The organism is Methyloprofundus sp. (genome assembly GCF_965251085.1).
Classification (GTDB): domain Bacteria; phylum Pseudomonadota; class Gammaproteobacteria; order Methylococcales; family Methylomonadaceae; genus Methyloprofundus.
Map to the genome: position 1 here is coordinate 4,488,866 of NZ_OZ252594.1, position 19,998 is coordinate 4,508,863.

22 protein-coding genes and 1 pseudogene are annotated in these 19,998 nt (G+C 42.9%); 17 read left to right on the top strand and 6 right to left on the bottom strand.

Translation table 11 applies throughout. The features are described from left to right. The first annotated feature begins 446 nt into the window (after positions 1 to 446). The 5 genes and pseudogenes from ACQY3F_RS21155 to ACQY3F_RS21175 all read left to right on the top strand — a co-directional run bounded on the left by ACQY3F_RS21155 (position 447) and on the right by ACQY3F_RS21175 (position 3,666). Positions 447 to 764, top strand: coding sequence for a hypothetical protein (locus ACQY3F_RS21155; RefSeq protein ID WP_428357077.1), 318 nt, complete (start codon positions 447 to 449; stop codon positions 762 to 764). A gap of 179 nt (positions 765 to 943) precedes the next feature. Beyond that, complete coding sequence (locus tag ACQY3F_RS21160) at positions 944 to 1,207, top strand: type II toxin-antitoxin system RelB/DinJ family antitoxin (protein WP_428357079.1); 264 nt, start codon at positions 944 to 946, stop codon at positions 1,205 to 1,207. A gap of 4 nt (positions 1,208 to 1,211) precedes the next feature. After that, on the top strand, positions 1,212 to 1,481 hold the full coding sequence (locus tag ACQY3F_RS21165) for a type II toxin-antitoxin system YafQ family toxin (protein WP_428357081.1): 270 nt from the start codon (positions 1,212 to 1,214) through the stop codon (positions 1,479 to 1,481). Between the two features lie 204 nt (positions 1,482 to 1,685). Beyond that, positions 1,686 to 2,593: pseudogene (locus ACQY3F_RS21170) on the top strand (tyrosine-type recombinase/integrase). After that, the gene (locus tag ACQY3F_RS21175; RefSeq protein WP_428357082.1) at positions 2,590 to 3,666 is read left to right on the top strand and encodes an IS91 family transposase; all 1,077 of its coding nucleotides are present in this window, start codon (positions 2,590 to 2,592) and stop codon (positions 3,664 to 3,666) included. The pseudogene ACQY3F_RS21170 and the gene ACQY3F_RS21175 overlap by 4 nt, the downstream one beginning before the upstream one ends. Positions 3,667 to 3,973: 307 nt before the next feature. On the opposite strand, the gene ACQY3F_RS21180 is transcribed toward ACQY3F_RS21175, so the two are convergent. Both ACQY3F_RS21180 and ACQY3F_RS21185 read right to left on the bottom strand, forming a co-directional pair. Beyond that, positions 3,974 to 4,237 carry a hypothetical protein gene (locus ACQY3F_RS21180; protein ID WP_428357083.1) on the bottom strand — a complete coding sequence of 88 codons (264 nt, stop codon included), beginning with the start codon at positions 4,235 to 4,237 and terminating at the stop codon, positions 3,974 to 3,976. 347 nt (positions 4,238 to 4,584) lie between these two features. Further along, the gene (locus ACQY3F_RS21185; RefSeq protein WP_428352972.1) at positions 4,585 to 5,946 is read right to left on the bottom strand and encodes an IS1380 family transposase; all 1,362 of its coding nucleotides are present in this window, start codon (positions 5,944 to 5,946) and stop codon (positions 4,585 to 4,587) included. A 611-nt stretch (positions 5,947 to 6,557) separates the two neighbouring features. Here ACQY3F_RS21185 and ACQY3F_RS21190 point away from each other — a divergent pair. Beyond that, positions 6,558 to 6,785, top strand: a complete 228-nt coding sequence (locus ACQY3F_RS21190) for a hypothetical protein (protein WP_428357084.1) — start codon at positions 6,558 to 6,560, stop codon at positions 6,783 to 6,785. 789 nt (positions 6,786 to 7,574) lie between these two features. Here ACQY3F_RS21190 and ACQY3F_RS21195 read toward each other — a convergent pair. From ACQY3F_RS21195 to ACQY3F_RS21210, 4 genes are all read right to left on the bottom strand, one after another. Next, entirely contained in the window at positions 7,575 to 8,060 is a 486-nt protein-coding gene (locus ACQY3F_RS21195) for a DUF3368 domain-containing protein (RefSeq protein ID WP_428357085.1), read from the bottom strand. After that, positions 8,048 to 8,383 carry a UPF0175 family protein gene (locus ACQY3F_RS21200; protein WP_428357086.1) on the bottom strand — a complete coding sequence of 112 codons (336 nt, stop codon included), beginning with the start codon at positions 8,381 to 8,383 and terminating at the stop codon, positions 8,048 to 8,050. The genes ACQY3F_RS21195 and ACQY3F_RS21200 overlap by 13 nt, the downstream gene beginning before the upstream one ends. A gap of 505 nt (positions 8,384 to 8,888) precedes the next feature. After that, positions 8,889 to 10,685 carry a putative transposase gene (locus tag ACQY3F_RS21205; protein ID WP_428357771.1) on the bottom strand — a complete coding sequence of 599 codons (1,797 nt, stop codon included), beginning with the start codon at positions 10,683 to 10,685 and terminating at the stop codon, positions 8,889 to 8,891. Next, on the bottom strand, positions 10,682 to 11,146 hold the full coding sequence (locus tag ACQY3F_RS21210) for a hypothetical protein (RefSeq protein ID WP_428353676.1): 465 nt from the start codon (positions 11,144 to 11,146) through the stop codon (positions 10,682 to 10,684). The genes ACQY3F_RS21205 and ACQY3F_RS21210 overlap by 4 nt, the downstream gene beginning before the upstream one ends. Before the next feature lie 495 nt (positions 11,147 to 11,641). On the opposite strand from ACQY3F_RS21210, the gene ACQY3F_RS21215 reads away from it, so the two are divergent. The 11 genes from ACQY3F_RS21215 to ACQY3F_RS21265 all read left to right on the top strand — a co-directional run bounded on the left by ACQY3F_RS21215 (position 11,642) and on the right by ACQY3F_RS21265 (position 19,893). Beyond that, positions 11,642 to 12,205, top strand: coding sequence for a hypothetical protein (locus ACQY3F_RS21215; RefSeq protein WP_428357087.1), 564 nt, complete (start codon positions 11,642 to 11,644; stop codon positions 12,203 to 12,205). A gap of 198 nt (positions 12,206 to 12,403) precedes the next feature. Continuing rightward, entirely contained in the window at positions 12,404 to 13,024 is a 621-nt protein-coding gene (locus ACQY3F_RS21220) for a hypothetical protein (protein WP_428357089.1), read from the top strand. Positions 13,025 to 13,202: 178 nt separating this feature from the next. Beyond that, positions 13,203 to 13,775 (top strand): thiamine pyrophosphate-binding protein, encoded by a 573-nt coding sequence (locus tag ACQY3F_RS21225; RefSeq protein ID WP_428357090.1) that lies wholly within the window; start codon positions 13,203 to 13,205, stop codon positions 13,773 to 13,775. A gap of 35 nt (positions 13,776 to 13,810) precedes the next feature. Continuing rightward, on the top strand, positions 13,811 to 14,776 hold the full coding sequence (locus ACQY3F_RS21230; protein WP_428357773.1) for a thiamine pyrophosphate-dependent enzyme: 966 nt from the start codon (positions 13,811 to 13,813) through the stop codon (positions 14,774 to 14,776). A 49-nt stretch (positions 14,777 to 14,825) separates the two neighbouring features. Next, the gene (locus tag ACQY3F_RS21235) at positions 14,826 to 15,029 is read left to right on the top strand and encodes a hypothetical protein (RefSeq protein WP_428357091.1); all 204 of its coding nucleotides are present in this window, start codon (positions 14,826 to 14,828) and stop codon (positions 15,027 to 15,029) included. Positions 15,030 to 15,111: 82 nt separating this feature from the next. Then, complete coding sequence (gene tnpA, locus ACQY3F_RS21240) at positions 15,112 to 15,429, top strand: IS66 family insertion sequence element accessory protein TnpA (protein ID WP_428353774.1); 318 nt, start codon at positions 15,112 to 15,114, stop codon at positions 15,427 to 15,429. A gap of 8 nt (positions 15,430 to 15,437) precedes the next feature. Continuing rightward, entirely contained in the window at positions 15,438 to 15,791 is a 354-nt protein-coding gene (tnpB, locus tag ACQY3F_RS21245) for an IS66 family insertion sequence element accessory protein TnpB (protein ID WP_428353775.1), read from the top strand. A 46-nt stretch (positions 15,792 to 15,837) separates the two neighbouring features. Next, on the top strand, positions 15,838 to 17,472 hold the full coding sequence (tnpC, locus tag ACQY3F_RS21250) for an IS66 family transposase (RefSeq protein WP_428357093.1): 1,635 nt from the start codon (positions 15,838 to 15,840) through the stop codon (positions 17,470 to 17,472). Positions 17,473 to 17,489: 17 nt separating this feature from the next. After that, entirely contained in the window at positions 17,490 to 17,798 is a 309-nt protein-coding gene (locus ACQY3F_RS21255; RefSeq protein ID WP_428357095.1) for a hypothetical protein, read from the top strand. Positions 17,799 to 17,830: 32 nt separating this feature from the next. Beyond that, positions 17,831 to 19,039, top strand: coding sequence for an IS66 family transposase (tnpC, locus tag ACQY3F_RS21260; protein ID WP_428357774.1), 1,209 nt, complete (start codon positions 17,831 to 17,833; stop codon positions 19,037 to 19,039). Continuing rightward, positions 19,036 to 19,893 carry a Druantia anti-phage system protein DruA gene (locus ACQY3F_RS21265; RefSeq protein ID WP_428353163.1) on the top strand — a complete coding sequence of 286 codons (858 nt, stop codon included), beginning with the start codon at positions 19,036 to 19,038 and terminating at the stop codon, positions 19,891 to 19,893. Before tnpC (ACQY3F_RS21260) ends, ACQY3F_RS21265 begins: the two co-directional genes overlap by 4 nt. The last annotated feature ends 105 nt before the right edge of the window (positions 19,894 to 19,998 follow it).

Here is a 19,998-nt window from a genome sequence, read left to right on the forward strand (position 1 = left end):
AGTTGAGCGCGAATTTATAGTGCAAGATATTGAATTAATATAACACTTTTCAAAAAATTTTAGCTTCACCCATAGGTTAAGCGGACATTTTTTGGAAGTGCGGTGGAATCAAGAGCTTGTGCTAGAAAACGTGAGCAACTGATTTTTCTAGGATTAACAACTTATGCTGTTTTTTACTCTTTCTTTATTAGGTAAGGTTTGTATCTAATAAAAAACACTACTGTTACCAGCCTTGTTTAAACCAAATCGCTCGATTTTTTTACACCCTAATAGCAAGGGTGTTATTAAGCTGATTCACACCCTGCTAAAGTTTGATCCGACGCAAATATTACGCACACTCAAAGCACGAATTGTAGTCACACAAATCGGGATTCAGGTCTTTCTATAACATATTTGTATATGCTAAACCTATCCTATGGAAGGCTATTTATATTATAGCTGACAGAGTGATATCGCATGGAAAGACCCTCCCCATAACTGCTTGTTTTAGCTCGTTATCTTCGTATCTTCAGAAAGAAATCATTGCTTTTGAAAAAGCATTACAACTTCAAGATACAGCAGAATCTAATATGGCTAACAATAAGCATGACAATTCATCAGCTCAAGTTCTAGCACTAGTTGATAAAAGTAATTGTTCATCTTATGATTGTGAGTTTATTGCCTTAGCTCAGCATCTCAATATTCTACTCGTTACACAAGACAAAAAAGTTTTACGAGAATTTCCTTCTATTTCAAATACTGTAACAGATTTTATTGAAACCTAACGCCTGCTTCACCTGCTGCCGTGAGTAGCGCGACTTTTGCGTTTTTTTGCATGAGTCGTGACGCTTACGGCAGTCCGTGTGCAAGCAATTATTATATGATTTTTTACAACTATTTGCTTGCGTATGATCGTATTTGTATTACAATTTCATCTGTTTGCAATATTAAAGAACACTAAATTATGAAGACAGATACAATTAGCATACGAATTGATCATGGTACGAAAACTGAATTTACTCTTGTTTGTGAAGAAATTGGATTAAGTCCTTCACAAGCTATTAAATTATTTACAAAAGCAGTTATCAACTATGGTGGAATTCCATTTGAACTCAAGACCAAACAACCAAATAAATTTACGGTACAAGCCATACAAGAACTAGAAGAAGGAAAAGGCCATAAGTCTAGTGGCACTTCAGAGCTATTTAGCGAGCTTCAAGTTAAGTAAGAAAATGCTTGAAATCGTATACTCGAGCCAATTCAAGAAAGATTTTAAAAAAGCAAGAAAGTTACCATTACCTGATTTGAAGATTATATTTGATGTGATTTCGGTTTTAGAACAGGAGGCTACTCTTGATGCGAAATATAAAGATCACGAATTAATTGGCAATTGGTGCAGCTTTCGTGAATGTCATATAAAACCCGATTTACTACTAATTTATAAGAGAAATCCCTCTGAACTACAGTTAGCTAGAATTGGAACTCACAGTGACTTATTTTAAAAGCTAATCACTCTGCCTGCGTATAACGTCAAATGATGTGATTGTTAGCTTTAATTATCCTCATAATTCACTAGTTGGACGAAGCCGCTATCGCGGAGAAAAACAGCGCATCCCTTAAATTTAAAGTGTAACCTCATTGCCTGTTATATGCATAACAGGTAACTTGTAAGCTCATCCAACTAACAATAATGAGGTTACACTGTTATGACACCATCGATAGAGCTTAAATTCAACCATTATTATATCCAGCACTGTAAGCATTTAAAGCTTAAGGGACTGCAACCCAAAACCATTGACGCTTATTCACGCGCTATTCGCCGTATCGGGGAACACTTTCAGGGGCATCTGGATAACTTAACGCAAGATCAACTGGTGGATTATTTTCATGCTCTTTTAAGCCGCCTTTCCTGGAGTGCCGTGAAACTAGATCTCTATGGTCTCAAGTTTTTCTATACACATGTGCTACAAAAGCCGTGGGTTGATGTGCTAATGATTAAACCACCACGATGTACGCGTATACCCGATATTGTCACTGTGGTTGAAGCACAACAACTGTTTATGTCGACCCGTAATCTAAGCTATCGAGTTTTTTATTTTACGATTTACAGTCTAGGTTTACGTTTGGGCGAGGGCTTAAGCCTGAAAGTAGGTGATATTGATGCGACACGCATGCGGGTACATATTCGCAATGCCAAAGGCAATAAGGATCGGCTTGTGCCTTTGCCTGTGAATACCTTGAAGGTGTTGCGTAAGTTTTGGGCTGTGCATAAAAATCCAGTGCTGGTATTTCCCAACCGTGCCCGGGGTCTAAAAGGTGCACATCTTGCTGAATCCCCCCTTGATCGCGGTGGCATCCAGAAGACAATCCGTCTTGTGACGCAAGAAATGGGACTAAAAAAAAGATTTCCTGCCACTCGCTGCGCCACAGTTACGCCACTCACCTGTTAGAAGCCGGGGTTGATTTAGTTGAGTTGCAGAAGATTCTGGGCCATACCAGTTTAGTAACCACGGCTCGCTATACGCATTTGACCGATATTACCGATGAGAATGCAGAGCTGCACATTAATCAGTTAGTCAATGACTTTTCTATTCACTGGGGGCAGATTTCATGATAACCCTAGCTGCAGTGATTGATCAATTTCAGTCTGACTTTTTAAGCGAGTATCAATCTCGTTTACGCTCCAATCAGATCAGTGCATTACATGCCATGAAGAGCTGTCGGACACAGCTGAGTCCTGTGATGCAGGTTAACTGTGCAGACTGTGACTATCAAACCTTTGTGTCTCATTCCTGTGGCCAGCGTAACTGCCCGCATTGTCAACATCATGAGAGTCAACAATGGATTGAACGACAGGTACAAAAACAAGTCCCTGCTGATTATTTTATGAATACCTTTACCTTACCTGCGCAGTTAAGGTCGTTAGCCAGGCAGCATCCGCGGTTACTTTACAGTATGATGTTTGACTGTGCCTGGGCGACTTTACAGAGTTTTAGTAAAAATGATAAGCAGTTGCAAGGCGATGCCGGGGCGATTGCTGTCTTACATACACACTCACGCGAATTAAATTATCATCCGCATATTCATGTCATTATGCCTGCGGCAATCGTGGATAAAATCAAGAAGCTCTGGCGCACTAAGGAAGGCAAATACCTGTTTCATCATAAAGCACTAGCAAAAGTATTTCGTGCAAAGATGCTAGCGCGTATGAACGAAGAAAAGTTGCCATTTCCCACAGCTATTCCGGAAAAATGGGTGGTCGATTGTAAGTTTGTCGGTGCAGGCGATAAAGCATTGATATATCTGGGTCGATACCTGTATCGTGGTGTGATTCGTGAACAGGATATCTTATCCTGCCAAAATGGCAAAGTAACCTACCGTTATCAAGACAGCAAAACCAAACGCTATCAAACCAAAACGGTATCGGGGGCTAAATTTCTGTGGCTGGTGCTGCAACATGTTTTGCCTAAAGGCTTTCGTCGTGCGCGCAATTATGGCTTTTTACATCCGAATAGCAAGGGTGTTATTAAGTTGATTCACTCCCTGCTAAAGTTTGACCCGACGAAGATATTGCGTGCACTCAAAGTACGGCCGGCATTCAGTTGCAAATGTTGTGGCGGGGCGATGGTTGTTGGGCGTCGGCAAATACCCAGGGTGGAAATAATGTTTCAGCCTTTGCCAACTTAACAATTGGAATCACTAGCGCTTATGTAAATTTAAACACTTCGACCCAGGCTATCAGCGGATTAAATGCTGAGGGAGTTGCTTGGGCTAAAATCGGAGATTAAGGCAGAATTTTGCTCCGATACTTGGACTTTGAGAGTTGACTGCAATGGACAACGCTCAAAGTTCAGTTAAACAGGTAAAAACAGAGGTTCGATTCATCAGTCGGGCTGATCAACAAAAAGCTATTTTCATAGAGCGCATTAAATGAATTCCTACTATCGTGCCGGGCTTGTCCAACAAACGGTTCAGATTGTGGCTCGCTTCGCGATCACAATCTAACCTTATTCGTTATATTTTGCGAATGCCTCATGATTTTAGAAGATAAGGTAAATAAGTCTTTAGCTGAAATTTTGTATTTTTCTGACAAAGTAAAAATTTCTTCAGCCTTACTTTCTTTACCAGAGCCAGGGTCAGGATAACGACCAGCCCAATAAAAAAAGTGTGTTAATAATCTTAATATAGCTTTATAACCAAAGGGGGCGCTTTCAAAATCTTTACGATTCGGTTCCAAATGTTTTTCAAAATCATTCATTCTCTAACATTTCTGTGGTTTTAAAGCTAACTATATACTTATGGCACATTTGCCATGATAACCTGATATTACCGTACAAATCAGGCATATTTGCCTGTCTTTTTAAATATCACCTAAATCCTGCAAGCCCATATTTTGACTCTCATTAACCTGTCTAGCTAAGTGGTTATTAGGTTTTTACTGCCGCTTTGCCAGCCCTCTTTGTCCAACCGATCAAAATATCCAGATTTAAATCATAAATAGAGGAAATTTTTTGTATCGTATGGATATCCCCCGAGCCCAAGGCAATAAACACCCTGCCAACGTGCCATGACCTTTTAATCAAAGTGACTTAACTTCGGTTAATGTTAAGCGAGTAACCCCACCTTAACCCAATCATCCCATTCCTGTGGATAGAGCGGATCTGCAGGTGTTCTGACTCTCAGCTGATTATTGCCTGTGAGTAATTTTCCAGCCACCCGAATCAGATAAGTACGAAGTGTATCCGGCTCCCATTGGCACAACGTTTTGTTGCCACTCAATTGAGCCATCCAGCGCACGGTATTGTAGGCAAGAACGGCGCAATGAAATAATGCGGCATTAGCCAGAAATTGATTCGTTCTGATTTTACCTAAACCCATTTGTGATTTTGCTTCTTCAATCCATGTTTCGCACGTCGCTCGTTCACCATACTTCTTATGTGTTTGCCAAGGCGATAGAGGTTCAGTTGTTACATAACAAAAATAGTCATATTCTGCCGTATCCCAAAGCTCGGACTGAGGTCCTGTCACTTGTTTAGGTTGCTTTATCCTGACCGCGACAAACTGACGAGAGCGAGACCAGCCACCACAACGATATTGAAACTCGCTCTGCTCCCAACCGGGTCGGCCTTGTATGGCTGTCCAGGCCTGTTTGGCCAGCAATGCGTTCAAATTCTTAAGTTTAACCTTTATTAGATACCCATGCCCTCTGGTATCGAGAAATTCAAGCAAATCACCGACAAAATAACCACTGTCACCGCGAAAAATAATGCGCATCCGATTGGGCAAGTGTGCAAGTAACTGTTTGGTAAATTCTACAACACCATTGCTTGTAAAGGCATTGCCTGTCCGGAACCAGGCTTGTAAAATTTCTTTTGTTTCCGCTAGAAAAGCGAGTTGTGGATGGTATGAACGGGCACCTTTCTTTTTGGGGTTGAAGCCTTTGGCACTTCCTTCTTGTCGACCACAAACGGTGTCCACAGTTGAATCGACATCGACCCACTGGACGGATTGTATGCCAGTTTTCGATTTTCCGGAACGAAGCAATCGCCGCCAGTGTTGACCACGCAAAGTATGCGTGAGCGTTTCAAACTGGCTTATCTGCCTATCACTTACTTCTTTAAAGATCCGTAAAATTGTGGTTTCAACAGGAATCTTTATCCAGCCAGCTACTTTGCGCAGTACGCTATCTGCCCATACGGTCGTCACCTTTGCCATTGATGTTGCTCCCCCCATCATGCCAACCAACGTCAATAGAACCACATCAGATAAGTGATGGTCTGCATTTTCACCCCGCCGATGTGGAACGCTTTGTTTTACGGTTTTTTCAAAACCTATCCTGTCTAAATATTTCACGACGGGAATCAGTCCCGCCTGGCTTGTCAATCCATGTGCTGTAGATGTCATTTTTACCGTTCGGGTACGGTTTCTTACGTGAGATGAGGATTTTGATACTTTAGAGGGCTTCATTAAAACAATGAGATAGTGAAATCAGGAAAATGATATTATATCATTGTTTAATAAGGAGTTTTGTGGATTATTATGTATAATGCTTGCAGGATTTAGGTATCAGGTCAATTTCCTCTGATAAGTTGATATTAACTTGTATTTCAGGCAAAACCTATTAACAAAAAAATAGGGGGTTTTCTATAACATATTTGTATATGCCAAACCATATCCTATGGCAGACTATTTATATTATAGTTGACAAAGTGATATTGTATGAAAACACATGACCCTACAGCTTTTTACAGAGTAAAGCCCTAGGTAATAAGACCGTTCTTTTTGTCGGACACAGCATATTAAACAGCTTTATTGGCAAAAAATTTATCTCAGAAGGATGGCAAGGCTCTATTAGTTTATTTAATAAACACTGGAAAATAAGCGTGTTTGAGCTTAAATGTGTGATTCGCAGATGGGAGATCTTTTATTACTTTGTTTTACTTCGCCAATTCTTGCTGGTAGCATTTTGAACTCCCACCTAGCAAATAGGACTGTACTCCTTAAATCGTTTTCTTTGGCTGGAAAAATACGTTAAAATTCTTATCCATTTAAGACATAAAGGAAAGGAAGATAAACCTATGAATGAGCAAGTAATTTTTGATATGACCAAAATGATGGAGCGTTTCATTGATGAAGGGATGGCGGAGATCGACATTATGCGCGAATTGTTGAATACAGCCGAGAACGCGCACCTAACCAGTCGGATCGAGCACTTTCGCATTGGTGATGGCACCTATTCGTTGAATGATTTGAAAAAGATTCAGGCGGAAGAAGAGCATGAAGCTTTGGTCGCTAAACACCGCTGAGACAGAAGAGAGGGGGCAGGTCTTTCTATAACATATTTGTATATGCTAAACCTATCCTATGGCAGACTATTTATATTATAGTTGACAGAGTGATGCTGCATGGAAAGACCTGACCACATAACTGTGACCACATAACTGCCACGTTAGATTTTTTTTGCCGCCACAAATTTAACATTCTTTCCCTTGGAGTGGCCCTCGCTGGGAAGAAACTCAAGTATCTCGTCACATACTTTTTGCTGATTACGTACAACTCTCAGCTACAGTAGAATAAACCTAGAAAATCAGCATGTTAAAAACCTCGTCATTCCCGAAGTCTTTTATCGGGAATCTGTACTAAACCCATGAGATTCCTGCTAAAAGCTTGCAGGAATGACGGAGAATGGCTGAGAGTCATGGGTAATCAGGTACTTTTTTGTATTCTTCCGAGAAAACATTCCGCAATCCTTTCATTCGCTGAAGTCTTGCGCAAAGTCAAAATCCTAGACCCAGATTTACACGAATCCATTTCGAATCGATGCACAGAGAACCTTGGGGTCAACCAAGCATTCTCAACTTTCTTGATAGCCCTGCTAACAGTTGAATAGGGGGCGAGGAAACATGCCTCCCATTGCACACGCTTATGATTACAACAACGGGGGCTTTGATTTATGATAACAGGGCATAAAAGTGAAGACCTTAAATTTCAAGATATACCATTCTTGTTAGAACCATAAAACCAAAGCCTCCATTGTCCGATTTTACAAACTGAGTCGTTACTGTATTTTTACGTTTAAATAATTTCAATACCGGTTATGACGATATTTGTGCTTTAACCAGCGCAATGACACTTTTAGAAATCCGATAATCTTTAATCCTCAATTCTTCAATAAGCTCATCAGCATTATTAATCAGCTGTTGGTTCTCTGCTGTATAAATAAGCATAGCTGTACCGACAATATGGAGTTGATAGCGTAATGCTTTTTTACGAGCTAAAGCATCATCCATAATCAATAAAACAGCTTCTTTAGATTGCAATGCATATTCAATGGCGGTTATTTCACCTAAACCCAAACTTCTAGACGTGACTGTTTTTAATTCAGGATCATCAACACACTGTAACCAACCTTCATCAATTGCTGCTTGAATCAAAAGAGCATCATTTGATTCAATCGCAAGCACTTCTTCTTTAATCGACTGGGTAATCGAAACACAAGAAAAGAACTGTGCTAATACATTTAACTGATTGACTTTTGCAAAGGCTATTAAAGGTCCGGCATCGGCAATTACGACAGCCATACTTTCAATGTATCTGCTTCATTTTTAGTCTGTTGATCAGCAGTCACTATATCAATATCTAATTCAGCTAAATGATCTATAAAGTCAGATAGGCATAAGCCACTTATTTTTGCAGCCGCCCCTAGGGATAACACTTTATCTTTGAATAAACTGCTGGCTAACGCTGGATTGAGCATGTTTTTAGTTTTATCTAAAGAGGTATCCAGATGCACGATTAAGGCATTGGGTGTATTGCCTTTAAGTACCAGTACAGGTGATTCCTCAGCTTGCCTTAGTGCTTCTGATGGGTTCTTTTTTAAATTCCTGACATTAGTTGCATACATAAAAATATCTTCCTAAAAATAACAAGTGTAGTCCACACTCAGGGGGAACTCAAGGTAAAAGTGTCAAAAGACCCAATTTCTGAATTTAAAAGTGCACGAGGATCGGGACCGGGCTCGGAGCCAGGTCTTTCCATAAGACACATTACAATATATTCAGATAATCAATGCAGTTGTATAGAAAAACCTGATCCTCAAATTTTTCGCAAAAATAAAATAACTCGCCAAGCTCTAAAAGTTATCCCAGGGGAGGTAACAGTTGTTCCCCGTACAGTGTATTGGATAACTCGGATTAGTACAGTTGAGGGTATCCCAGGTGATGGTTCCTGCAAGGATCTGCGCATTAAAAGTGCAAGATGCGCCGGAATTGTTCCCGGAGATCTTGACACTGGCGCCGTCGAACAGTAAAAAATATGGCCAGGGGTGAACGTCCGTGTTTGTCCGGTTCAATGCCGGAATGGTAACATCAGACATCTTGATTCAGACGAAACTAATTTGAGACCATTTCCTAATTTTTTGCGGATGAAGTCAGCTCATAAATTAAGCGCAGATCGGTTCCTGGATAATTGAGTTCCGTTTGATTGAGTTGTTCAAATAACTTTTCTATTGCTTTATTACTTGCAGGTCGGGAAGTACTATGCACACGTATCCGAAGTTGTTTTTTTACTTCATCGGGTAATATATCTGCTTCTGTCACAAACAGCGTTTGTAATAGTTGCCTTGCCATCGGAAAGTCGATTGTCGGTGAGGTTAGCAGAGCGGCCATTGCTGTTTCTGCCCGATAAGCGATCATGTTGACAGTATCTATCAGCCGCTTTTTCCCTGGCAGAAGCTGTTCGAACTTATCTTCGTCTCTCAACTCTTGCCAGGTAATGTGTTTGGGCGTTTGGCTTAGTTTTTCCTTGATGGTTTTTAGTTCATTTTCATAATGCTCTATTTCTTCGAGTAATTCTGCTCGTTTTCTTTCCCATTTCTTGTATTTCACATCTTCCGTTTCATCTTTTTTAATCACCGGATGAAGTTCCATCGCTGCAAATCGAGATAGACGGTAATTGAGTTTGGATTGTATCGAATTACGCTGTCCTTCCTGTTGGCGCCTATCAGGGTTGACCACCTTTTGGGTATCGGATAGTGGCTCTATCCCATACTCCTGCAGCATATCTAGCCCATAGTGGTGCTTCATATATCTAAAAAAGTTCTCTTGGCACCACCGGCTAAACATTCGCCCAGAAACAGCCGTCAATTCTAGTTCATAGGCTGTGGTAATAATACTGGTTTGGTGACCAGAATCAGTCAACTTGCGCACTTCTCTCATCCACATCGCCTGTTTTCCAGTTCCAACCAGACTGCCTCGTTCGGCGAGTTTCATGATGACTTTTTCACCACTCGGTAGTGTGATCTCCTGACTGGAAAAATTGTCCAGTGGCCAATTTTCGGTGGGAAATTTATGATAGGTCATGCAAGCGACACGATGCTTGTCCCACATCTTTCTAAAGAATGCGGGGCTATAGCCTTCTCTATCAAACACCAGGATAAAACGACAGGCTTGTTTGTTTTGCTGTAATGCTTGTGCACTCGGTTGATTCGGAATGTCTTTGAGTAATCGGGGGACGATATCTTCTTCCAGCGTTTTTAGTAAGCCCGGATCCACCGTTTTTTCAACGACAAAGAAGGGACGCCCCGTACCATCATTAACCCAGTAGTCGGTGATACCCCGTAAGCAGAGTTTTTCGCGTGAAACATGCCGTTTGGGAAGTTTAGTCAAGTGTCCATGATAGACACGGACATGACCATCTATGTAGAGTGTTCCTGCTGCCTCTGGTTCATTTTCCATCCATTGTCGACTGAGGTCGGCCGCCCAGCTTTCAACTGATTCTGGATCAGACAGTCCTTTTACTTTGGTTCTTAAACAGCGCACTTCGGGAACCCGATCCAGGCCAAGTAGTTTGCCGAATTCACCCGGTGCATGCTCGCGAAGTTGTTCGGCATTTTTGATGCGACATAGTCCCATAAAGGCGAGTAGCAATAGGATATGAAAGGTTTGATAATAACCTGTCAGTTTGCCAAGGTGGTGCTCAATGTCATTTAATAAGCCATTGCTAAGTAACGCGGGCAATGCACATAACACACCGCCTTTAGGAACATCTAAACAGGATTCGAATTCGATTGAGGCTCCCTTTTCCTGCTCACCCAAAGCCGCCTGGATTCGCTCTTCTACTCGAGTGCAGGCCGTACCGAGTGACTCGGCTGCACTGGCATCAATAATATCACGGGCTGATTTGGTACTGCCATCATTGGGGTCTATTGATACGGCAGACTTTTTTTTAAACGTCCATCACTGATCGCCTTGCGAAAGGTATCTGCCCGGATGCCTAATTCTTTAGCGGCTTCGTTAGGCGTCATACCTTGATCCAGATATTCCTGAGCTTGCTGCAAAACCTCAAGCGTAAAGAGTGGTCCTCCCTTGCGAGTCGGGCGAGGTTCAAAAAACGAATCAGCCCCTTTTTCTCGTAGTTGCCTTAATGAGCGCATAACACTACTTTTAGAGACACCAAAGGTTGTAATAATATCGATTGAACGACAGGAGCCGGTATTGATGAGTTGAGAGGTGTGAAGTCTAAATAATCTCTTATTGTCAGCCTGGTGAGAATAGATCGGGATACCGCCGAGGAAATAAAACCACTCATCATTTCGGTTATCAACACTGACCTGACCATTTATAATAGTCGTACCCTGAGGAATTATTGGGAGCATGAGTTGCTGCATTAATTGAATACCTCGTATGATATGAGGGCTTAGTTTAACCTAAATGAGTACCGTTTTCATTTCTTTAGCTGAAAATATCAATCATTTGACAATAATTCCCTAACCCTTTAATTATATTGCCTAGTTTAAGTTTTAATGGATTTCTTTCAGGATAGCGAATCAAGATGTCTGAACATCCATCGATACTTCCTTAGATGTGGCTGGGTTGGTTTGTTGAATTTCGACTAGAAAAGATGGCTGATTGGTTGCATTGCCCGGTTGTGTCCCCGTGATAGAAAACGTGGAACCCGCATTGAAGCCCTGACACCCGAGGTTAATACTGGGATCGAAACTCGTATTTGGGAGTAATCGTGTATTCAGGTCTTTCAGCAAGCAATTGCTATCAAAAATACCATAGTAGTTTTCTGCGTTGTCCGGGTGTGTTGGAGACTTTGCCGGTTCATCATAGGCTTCGAAGACTAGTACACTGCTCGTGTTGCTTGCCGTGCGCCCGAAGTGCGTGAAGAGGTGTTCGATTGTAACTACGTCAGAATTCGAGCAGGTAGCGAAGGCGAGGTACGCATGGTGACGGTGAAATACGATGGAAGCTCGCGGCCACTGACTGACTTGATCAGTGAAGCAGATATCATCGTAAACGGAACCTTCCAAGATACAGAAAATCCTACCGACTTTGTGACCGAAGCAGAAAGCACATGCCTCAAGCCCAATAGTCTGGTTATTGATGTCAGTTGCGACGAGGGAATGGGATTCTTTTTTGCCAAACCAACCACATTCAAGGAGCCGATGTTTAAGTATGAATCCATTGATTATTACGCTGTGGATCATACACCTAGCTATCTCTGGGAAAGTGCCACACGGTCAATTTCTGCCGCACTTATAGTTTATTTACCGATTGTACTGGCGGGCCGTGATAGTTGGCAGAAAAATGGGGCTATTCGACGCGCGATCAATGTTGATGGTGGCGTGATTCAGAATTCCTCTATTCTGTCGTTTCAAAAACGTGAGCCGAGCTACCCCCACGTCCACATCAATCTAGTTGGAAATGCTGCCTCGAATTGAGTACAGAACATATTTTTAAGGACACGGGTATACCTTTTTAAAGCTATAATTCATTTGACTATACAAAAGGAAATAATAATGTTGTTACAAGAGCAGATTATTGAAGAAATCAAACAAATTCCCAATGATAAACTTGATGAAATTTACGATTTAATCCATTATTTTCGTCTTGGTGTTACATAAGAAAAACAGAAGGAGATGCAAGCCCTTTTTGAAAAAGAGGCCATTGCCAATAATGTGTACCCATTAGACGATCGTTTATACGAAAGATTTAATGCAAAAATTGCCGGTCGTCCTGACTTAATGGGTGATAGAAAGACCTTAACCTTAGCGCAAGGTATGGACGGCATTCTTGAAAATACTTTTTTAAACGTTAAAAACAGCTCCAAAACAATTACGGCTAACGTTACACTTAAAGGAAATGATCGTGGCGTTATTCTTACCCAAGGTGGGAAGTTTGGCGGTTGGGCTCTTTATATGGATGATGGGAAACCGGCTTACACCTACAATTATTTTGGCTTAGAAAATTATACCATCGCGTCACCTACAAAGCTGACTAAAGAAAATGCAGTCATAAAGCTAGATTTTGTTTACGATGGCAACGGTACGGGTAAAGGGGGATTAGCGACCCTTTATGTCGACGGAGAAAAAGTGGCTGAAGGGCGTGTCGAAAAAACCGAACCCGCCGTTTTTTCCGCTGATGAGACAGCAGATGTAGGTAAGGATGATGCGACTCAGGTGGCGGACATAGTTTTTAAAAATGTCGCTGATTCTAAGTTTACGGGATATGTTAATAAAGTTGTTATCAGCATTCCCTAGAAATAATTGTTGGTCAACAGGTGTGCTTAAAAGTGAAGTGAAGTAAAAATGAATTGCATTATTGTAGAGCGGACTTCAATCCGCTATATTTCAGCATGAATTGCGGACTGAAGCCCGCTCTACAACTTTGCTTGTTACGCATCCCTTTGGCAATCAATAACATATCGGCGGAGTATATATGAAAAATGGTGCGCAACTTCTAGTGGAATGCTTGCAAAAAGAAAATGTTAAATATATTTTCGGTATTCCTGGAGCCAAAGTAGATGCAGTTTTTGATGCGCTCGTCGATAGTGGACCTGAATTAATTTTATGTCGTCATGAGCAAAATGCAAGTTTCATGGCTGCCTGTGTTGGGCGACTTACCGGCTCGCCTGGCGTTGTTCTAGTGACTTCAGGGCCCGGCGTATCAAACCTTACTACGGGGCTAGCAACTGCAACTACAGAAGGTGACCCGGTGGTTGCTTTAGGTGGGGCTGTGTCCCGCTCGATGCAATTAAAACAAACGCATCAAAGCATGAATAATGTCCGTGTTATGCAGCCGGTCTGTAAAAGTAGTGTTGAAATTGTTATGCCGGAAAGCATTCCCGAAGTTGTAAGTAACGCTTTTCGTTTAGCTTGTGAACCACGCAGCGGTGCAACATTTATCAGCTTACCTCAGGACATATTAAGTGACACTGTTAACTGTGAGGCGATGCCCCGTGTACAGGCACCCCGATTGGGAGCGGCACCAGACAGCCTGTATTACTATTAGGGCTGGAAGCCAGTAAACCAGAAAACACGAAAGCAATTCGATCCTTATTAAGTCAAACTCAAATTGCAACTGTAGAGACTTTTGAAGCAGCAGGTGTACTTTCCCGAGAGCTGGTTACATGTTTTGTTGGTAGAGTAGGCTTGTTTCGTAATCAGCCTGGAGATATTTTGCTGGAAGATGCGGATCTAGTGTTATGCATAGGTTTTGATTCAGTAGAATATGATCCAGAATCCTGGAACGCAGAGCAAAAACTAAAGATTATCCACCTTGATGCTAATTACGCTGATATTGGGCGTTGCTACAGGCCGGAATATGAGTTAGTAGGTGATATTGCAGCTACTCTAATCCAGTTATCCAAGCACTTACAAGCTGGCCCCCTAAAAAACCCAGCGCTAATTTCAGAATTACGCAATACATTGAATGCGGGAATTAAAAAAGGTTCGCAATTAACCGGGTTCCCCATTCACCCACTACGCTTCATTGCTGACCTTCAGAGCCTTGTGGATGACAATACGACTGTCATCAGTGACGTTGGTTCGCATTATATGTGGCTGGCACGACACTTATACTGTTATCGTCCACATCATTTACTGTTTAGCAACGGCCAGCAAACTCTGGGAGTGGCACTGCCCTGGGCAATGGCTGCCAGTATGGTGCGCCCTGAGGAAAAAATAATTTCAATTTCTGGTGATGGAGGCTTTCTGTTTTCAGCTATGGAACTAGAAACTGCTGTCCGACATAAATGCAATATAGTGCATTGCGTCTGGCGTGATGGCAGCTATGACATGGTGGGTAGCCAACAGCAAATGAAATACGGGCGTAGAACAGCTGTCGAGTTTGGTAAAATAGATTTAGTGAAGTTTGCTGAAAGCTTTGGTGCCACTGGTTTTTCGCTGGAGAGTGTAGATGAGCTTCTACCTACGCTACAAAAAGCATTCAAAATCAATGGCCCGGTATTGATCGATGGTAAATATTCGACTAACCCATCTATACAGCAATAAATAAAAAGAGTACGGGACACATCATCCAAAACCCTGTATAAAGGTGTTCATGGAAAGTGCCTCCCAACATTCAGCAGCGTGTCCGCAACGCATAGAGACAGGAGAAATCACAAAGTCTCCCTTTGCTCAAATTGTCATTGAACTGACACAAGCAGAGTATATACAGCTTAAATGGGATGCAAACTATTGGAAAGGACAGTATCACCAGGTCAAACAGAAAAATGAAGATCTTAAGCTAGAGCTTGAATCGTAAGCGCTCAATAGTCAGCGTACTTCACGGCAACTCAGATTAATGCCAAACTATCCCCATTGTTAAATACCACGGGGAATTTTAAATGGCAGCGTTAGAAAAAATACAGGAAAAGACTTTCTGGCCTATTCACATAGAGCACTGGCAGGCATCAGGCCAATCACAGGCAGCTTATTGTCGGCAACATGATTTATGCCCGCAAAAGTTCGGCTACTGGAAACGTAAATCGACTGTAAAGCCTACTACTTCCCCTACAGGATTTACGCGCATTCGGGTTGACGAGGGTATCTCACCGGATCTAGCTATTGGATTATCCTTACGATTTAATGATGGCACACGTCTGGAAGGTATTACGCAGGACACTATGTCGTGTATTCAACCACTGCTTGAGCTGTTGCGGTGACGGTTGTTATGCGTCCATCCCTGTCTTTAACGGAGGTGTATCTGTATCGGCGTCCCATTGATTTTCGTAAGTCACACCGAGGGCTATCGGCGATTGTTGAATGTGAGTTAGGGCATAATCCTTTTGAGGGGGCTCTCTATGCCTTTACGAATAAACAGCGGAATAAGATTAAATGTCTGTTCTGGGAAGATAATGGTTTTGTCCTTTATTACAAGTCATTGGTAGAAGACAAATTTAAGTGGCCTAAAGGTGATGAAGAGACATTAACCTTAACAGGACAGCCGTTAAACTGGTTGCTGGATGGCTTTGATATTAGCGCGATGAAGGGTCATAAAAAACTTCAATATGAGTCTGTTTTTTAGCTGTTTTTGTGTTCATTATTGCCACTATAAATGCTATAATAAAGCCATGATTTTAGCCGATGTTTCAAATATAAAACAACAAGATAAAGCCGGTTCTTTGCTGTCGGAGAGTGTTGCTTTGTTGCTTGAAAAAGAAGAGGCTATTGATGAACTGACGCGTGTGATTGAAGTTAAGTCTGGGGTGATTTCCGAACAGAAAAAACGCATCCTTATTCTGGAAGAGGTACTACGCTTATCTAAAATAAAACGCTTTGGGTCATCGAGTGAACAATCTCATCAATCCTCTTTGTTTGATGAAGCAGAGAATGAAGCAGATAGCAGCGAGGAATTAGACCAGGAAGCTGATGAAGCACCTGAGGGCGATAAGCAGACAAGTTCTACTGGCACGAAGAAAAAGCCGGGACGCAAACCCTTTTCGGATAAGTTACCCCGCGAGCAAATTTTTATTCATTTAACGGATGAAGAAAAAGAAGGCGCTATTGATACTTTCTTCACGAAAGTGAAAGAAGAGCTGGATATTATTCCTGCTAAAGTACGTGTTCTTGAATACATGCAGGAAAAAGCGGTCTTTGTCGAACAGATTGAAGGCGAAAAACAACGCCAGGTTAAAGCCGCACAAATGCCCAGACACCCTATTGCCAGAGCAATGGGAAGCATCAGTTTAATGTGCTTTGTTATTATCGCCAAGTATGCTGACGGCTTACCTTTATATCGGCAAGAAGGCATCTTGTCTCGTTATGGGGGTGACATCTCCAGAGCGACATTAGCAAACTGGATGATCGCACTGGCTAAACAACTTCAGCCCCTGATTAACCTGATGCGAGAGCATCAACACACAGGGGCAGTCATACTCGCTGATGAAACGCGGGTTCAGGTATTAAAAGAACCGGGGCGGCCAGCGACCTCAGATAAATATATGTGGGTGACGCTTGGCGGGCCACCGGGTGAAAAAAGCATCCTGTTTGAATACGATCCCTCTCGTAGTGGAGACGTCCCCATGCGCCTGCTTGACGGCTTTAGTGGCTATCTGCAAACCGATGGCTATGCGGGGTACAATGCCGTGTGCCAAAAAAACAGCATCACCCAGCTGGGGTGCTGGGATCATGCGCGTCGTTATTTTAAAGATGCCCAGAATGCACAGCCTAAACGCAAAAAGGGACAAAATAACAAACCCTCAAAAGCAGGTAAAGCGCTGAGCCTGATCAATAAACTGTATGTCATTGAGCGAGAAATTAAAGACCTGTCAGTGGATGAAAAATATCAGCAGCGCCAGGAGAAGAGCATTCCTGTATTGAACCAGCTCAAAGCCTATCTGGAAGAAAACCAGCATAAAGTACCTAAAGATAGCCTGACAGGAAAGGCAATGACTTACCTGAGTAACCAGTGGGAAAAACTCAATGTGTATTGCACCCATGGTGAACTCAATATTAGCAACATCCTGGCAGAAAATGCGATTCGCCCGTTTGTGATAGGGCGCAAAGCCTGGTTATTTTCTGATACCCCTGCGGGTGCTCGTGCCAGTGCAATACATTACAGCCTGATAGAAACAGCTAAAGCAAATGGGCTGGAGCCTTATGCATATCTTAAGCAGGTTCTCACTGCTTTACCTTATGCTGATACGGTTGATAAAGTGGAGGCTTTGTTGCCCTGGAATATTAAAAAATCAGATACGCCTGAATAGGGCAAGTACGTGCTTCGTTGAGCGCTTACCTTGAATCTGCACAGGCACGCATTCGAGACTTGAAACAACGCCTATTTGGCAAAAAAACTGAAAAAGGCGTTGCCAAGAGAAATAGTTCTGGAAGACATAATCATACTGATACACCTCGGCCTCGTGGCCAGCAAAAAGGTAGCAAGGGACACGGCCGCACTCCCCGTCCTGATTTGCCGATTATTGAAGAAGAGCATGACATTGCTGCTGAAAACACGTTGTGCCTAGTTTGTACAAAACCCTACAAGCTTCTGTCACAGACAGAGGATTCAAATATTGTTGAATATAAAGGTTAACAGCTATATTCGTCGTGTCAAACGAAAGATGTATGTTCAGGGCTGCTATATGTCAATGCGAGGGAGTCACCGGATTGATTACGGCTCCTCCTGCACCACGTCTTATCCCCAAAAGTGGTATTGGCATCTCGGTATGGAGAGAAGTTCTGCTTAACAAGTTTCTGTTCTCACGAGCACTCAATAATTTGTGTACAGATTACACACATCGAGGTCTATGCATTGCCCCTGGCACACTCACGGGTGGATTACAGAAGATAGCTCCGCTATTCGAACCGCTCGTCAATGAACTGGTTAAAAAACAACTCACCGAAGATCTATTCCATAATGATGAAACCGGCTGGAAAGTGTTTGAAATCATAGAGGGAAAAACGGGCTACCGCTGGTGGTTGTGGGTCACTCAGTCCCGTTCGGTAGTCTATTACATACTGGCACCTAGCCGTAGTGGTGATATACCCATCAAGTATTTTTCCGGACTGGATAAACACCTGGAACAGGTCATTGTGGTCTGTGATCGTTATAAAGGTTACATTCGGCTGGCACGGGAAATTCCACAGATCATACTGGCTTTCTGCTGGGCACATGTCCGCCGTGACTTTCTGGATGCCGCCAGAAGCTATCCGAAACTTGAAGCATGGATGCTTGATTGGGTCGAACTCATTGCCGAACTCTATCATCTTAACAAGCAACGCCTGAAAGAGTGGGACGAAACAAAAAGCCTGGAAACCCAGAATCAAGACTTCAAGCAACATCATCAAGCCCTTGAACAGGCAAGCCAAAAGATGAAAGAGCGTTACGAGCATTTACTGGAAGCGGAGAAAGAGAACAAAAACCTAGAGCGCATTCAATGCAAGATCCTAAACAGCCTGAATAACCACTGGAAAGGATTGATGGTATTCGTACTCAATCCCCAGGTACCCATGGACAACAATACTGCTGAGCGGCGCATGCGTAATCCCGGTATGGGGCGTAAAAACCATTATGGTTCAGGGAGTCAATGGAGTGCCAGACTGGCAGCCATGATGTTTTCACTGTTTCAGACAATCCTGTTATGGGGATTGAACCCACATCACTGGCTTCACGACTATCTAGATGCCTGTGCGAATAATGGTGGGCAGCCTCCCTCAGACATCCGCCCGTTTATTCCCTGGATGATGAGCGAGTCGCGCAAACAGCAGTTGAGCAAACCCTTGCCTGAACTGACTGCGACTCCACTCGAGTCAGAACAGCCCCAATCACCATGACACGGTATTGTGGACGAAACTTTAGCGAGCAGGAACTGGAACAGATGCGGAAATTGATTGCCGAGGATGCTGGGCGCACGCGTGCCGAACTTTCGCGCCTGACCTGCAGGATGCTTGATTGGTACAAGCCTGATGGGGGGCTCAAGGATATGTCATGCCGTGTTGCCATGCTGCGCATGGCAGAAGATGGACTTATCGCTCTGCCGCCACCACGGCGCAAACCACCCCCGCGACAGAAACTCAACTTTACTGAACAGACGGACCCGCAACCAGCGATCCTCCGGCCTGTTCATGAACTTGCGGCCATCCAGCTTTGTCCAGTCATCACCCGTGATCATTCACGACTATGGAATGAGTACATACATCGCTACCACTACCTGGGGCACAAGCCGCTACCCGGCGCACAGCTTCGCTACTTCGTCATCCTCGACGAGCAAATTATTGCAGCGCTCGGTTTTAGTGCGGCCGCCTGGCAAACGGCACCACGTGATCAGTTTATTGGCTGGAGCCACGAACAGCGGCAAAAAAACCTGCCGTTAGTCGTGAACAATGCCCGTTTTCTGATTATGCCCTGGGTGAAATCCAAAAATCTTGCTTCCACTATTTTATCCATGATAGCTCGTCGCCTTCCTACACAATGGGAAGAGCGTTATGGCATCCGTCCGGTGTTACTGGAAACTTTTGTTGATACCGAGCGATTTGCAGGGACTTGTTACAAAGCCGCCAACTGGATCTACGTAGGTAAAACCAAAGGGCGCGGCAAGTTGGGACCTGCTGGTAAACAAAGCGTACCCATCAAAGACTTATGGCTTTATCCGCTGTGTCGTCAGTTTAGAAGCCACCTAACTCGCTGATTCTAGGTAGTATGTGTTGGTCGAATATTTACTAACTTAATGACATTGGGTAATACCCCTTTGAACTCATAGCTAAACTAATTACCGCTGACTTGGAAACGCCTA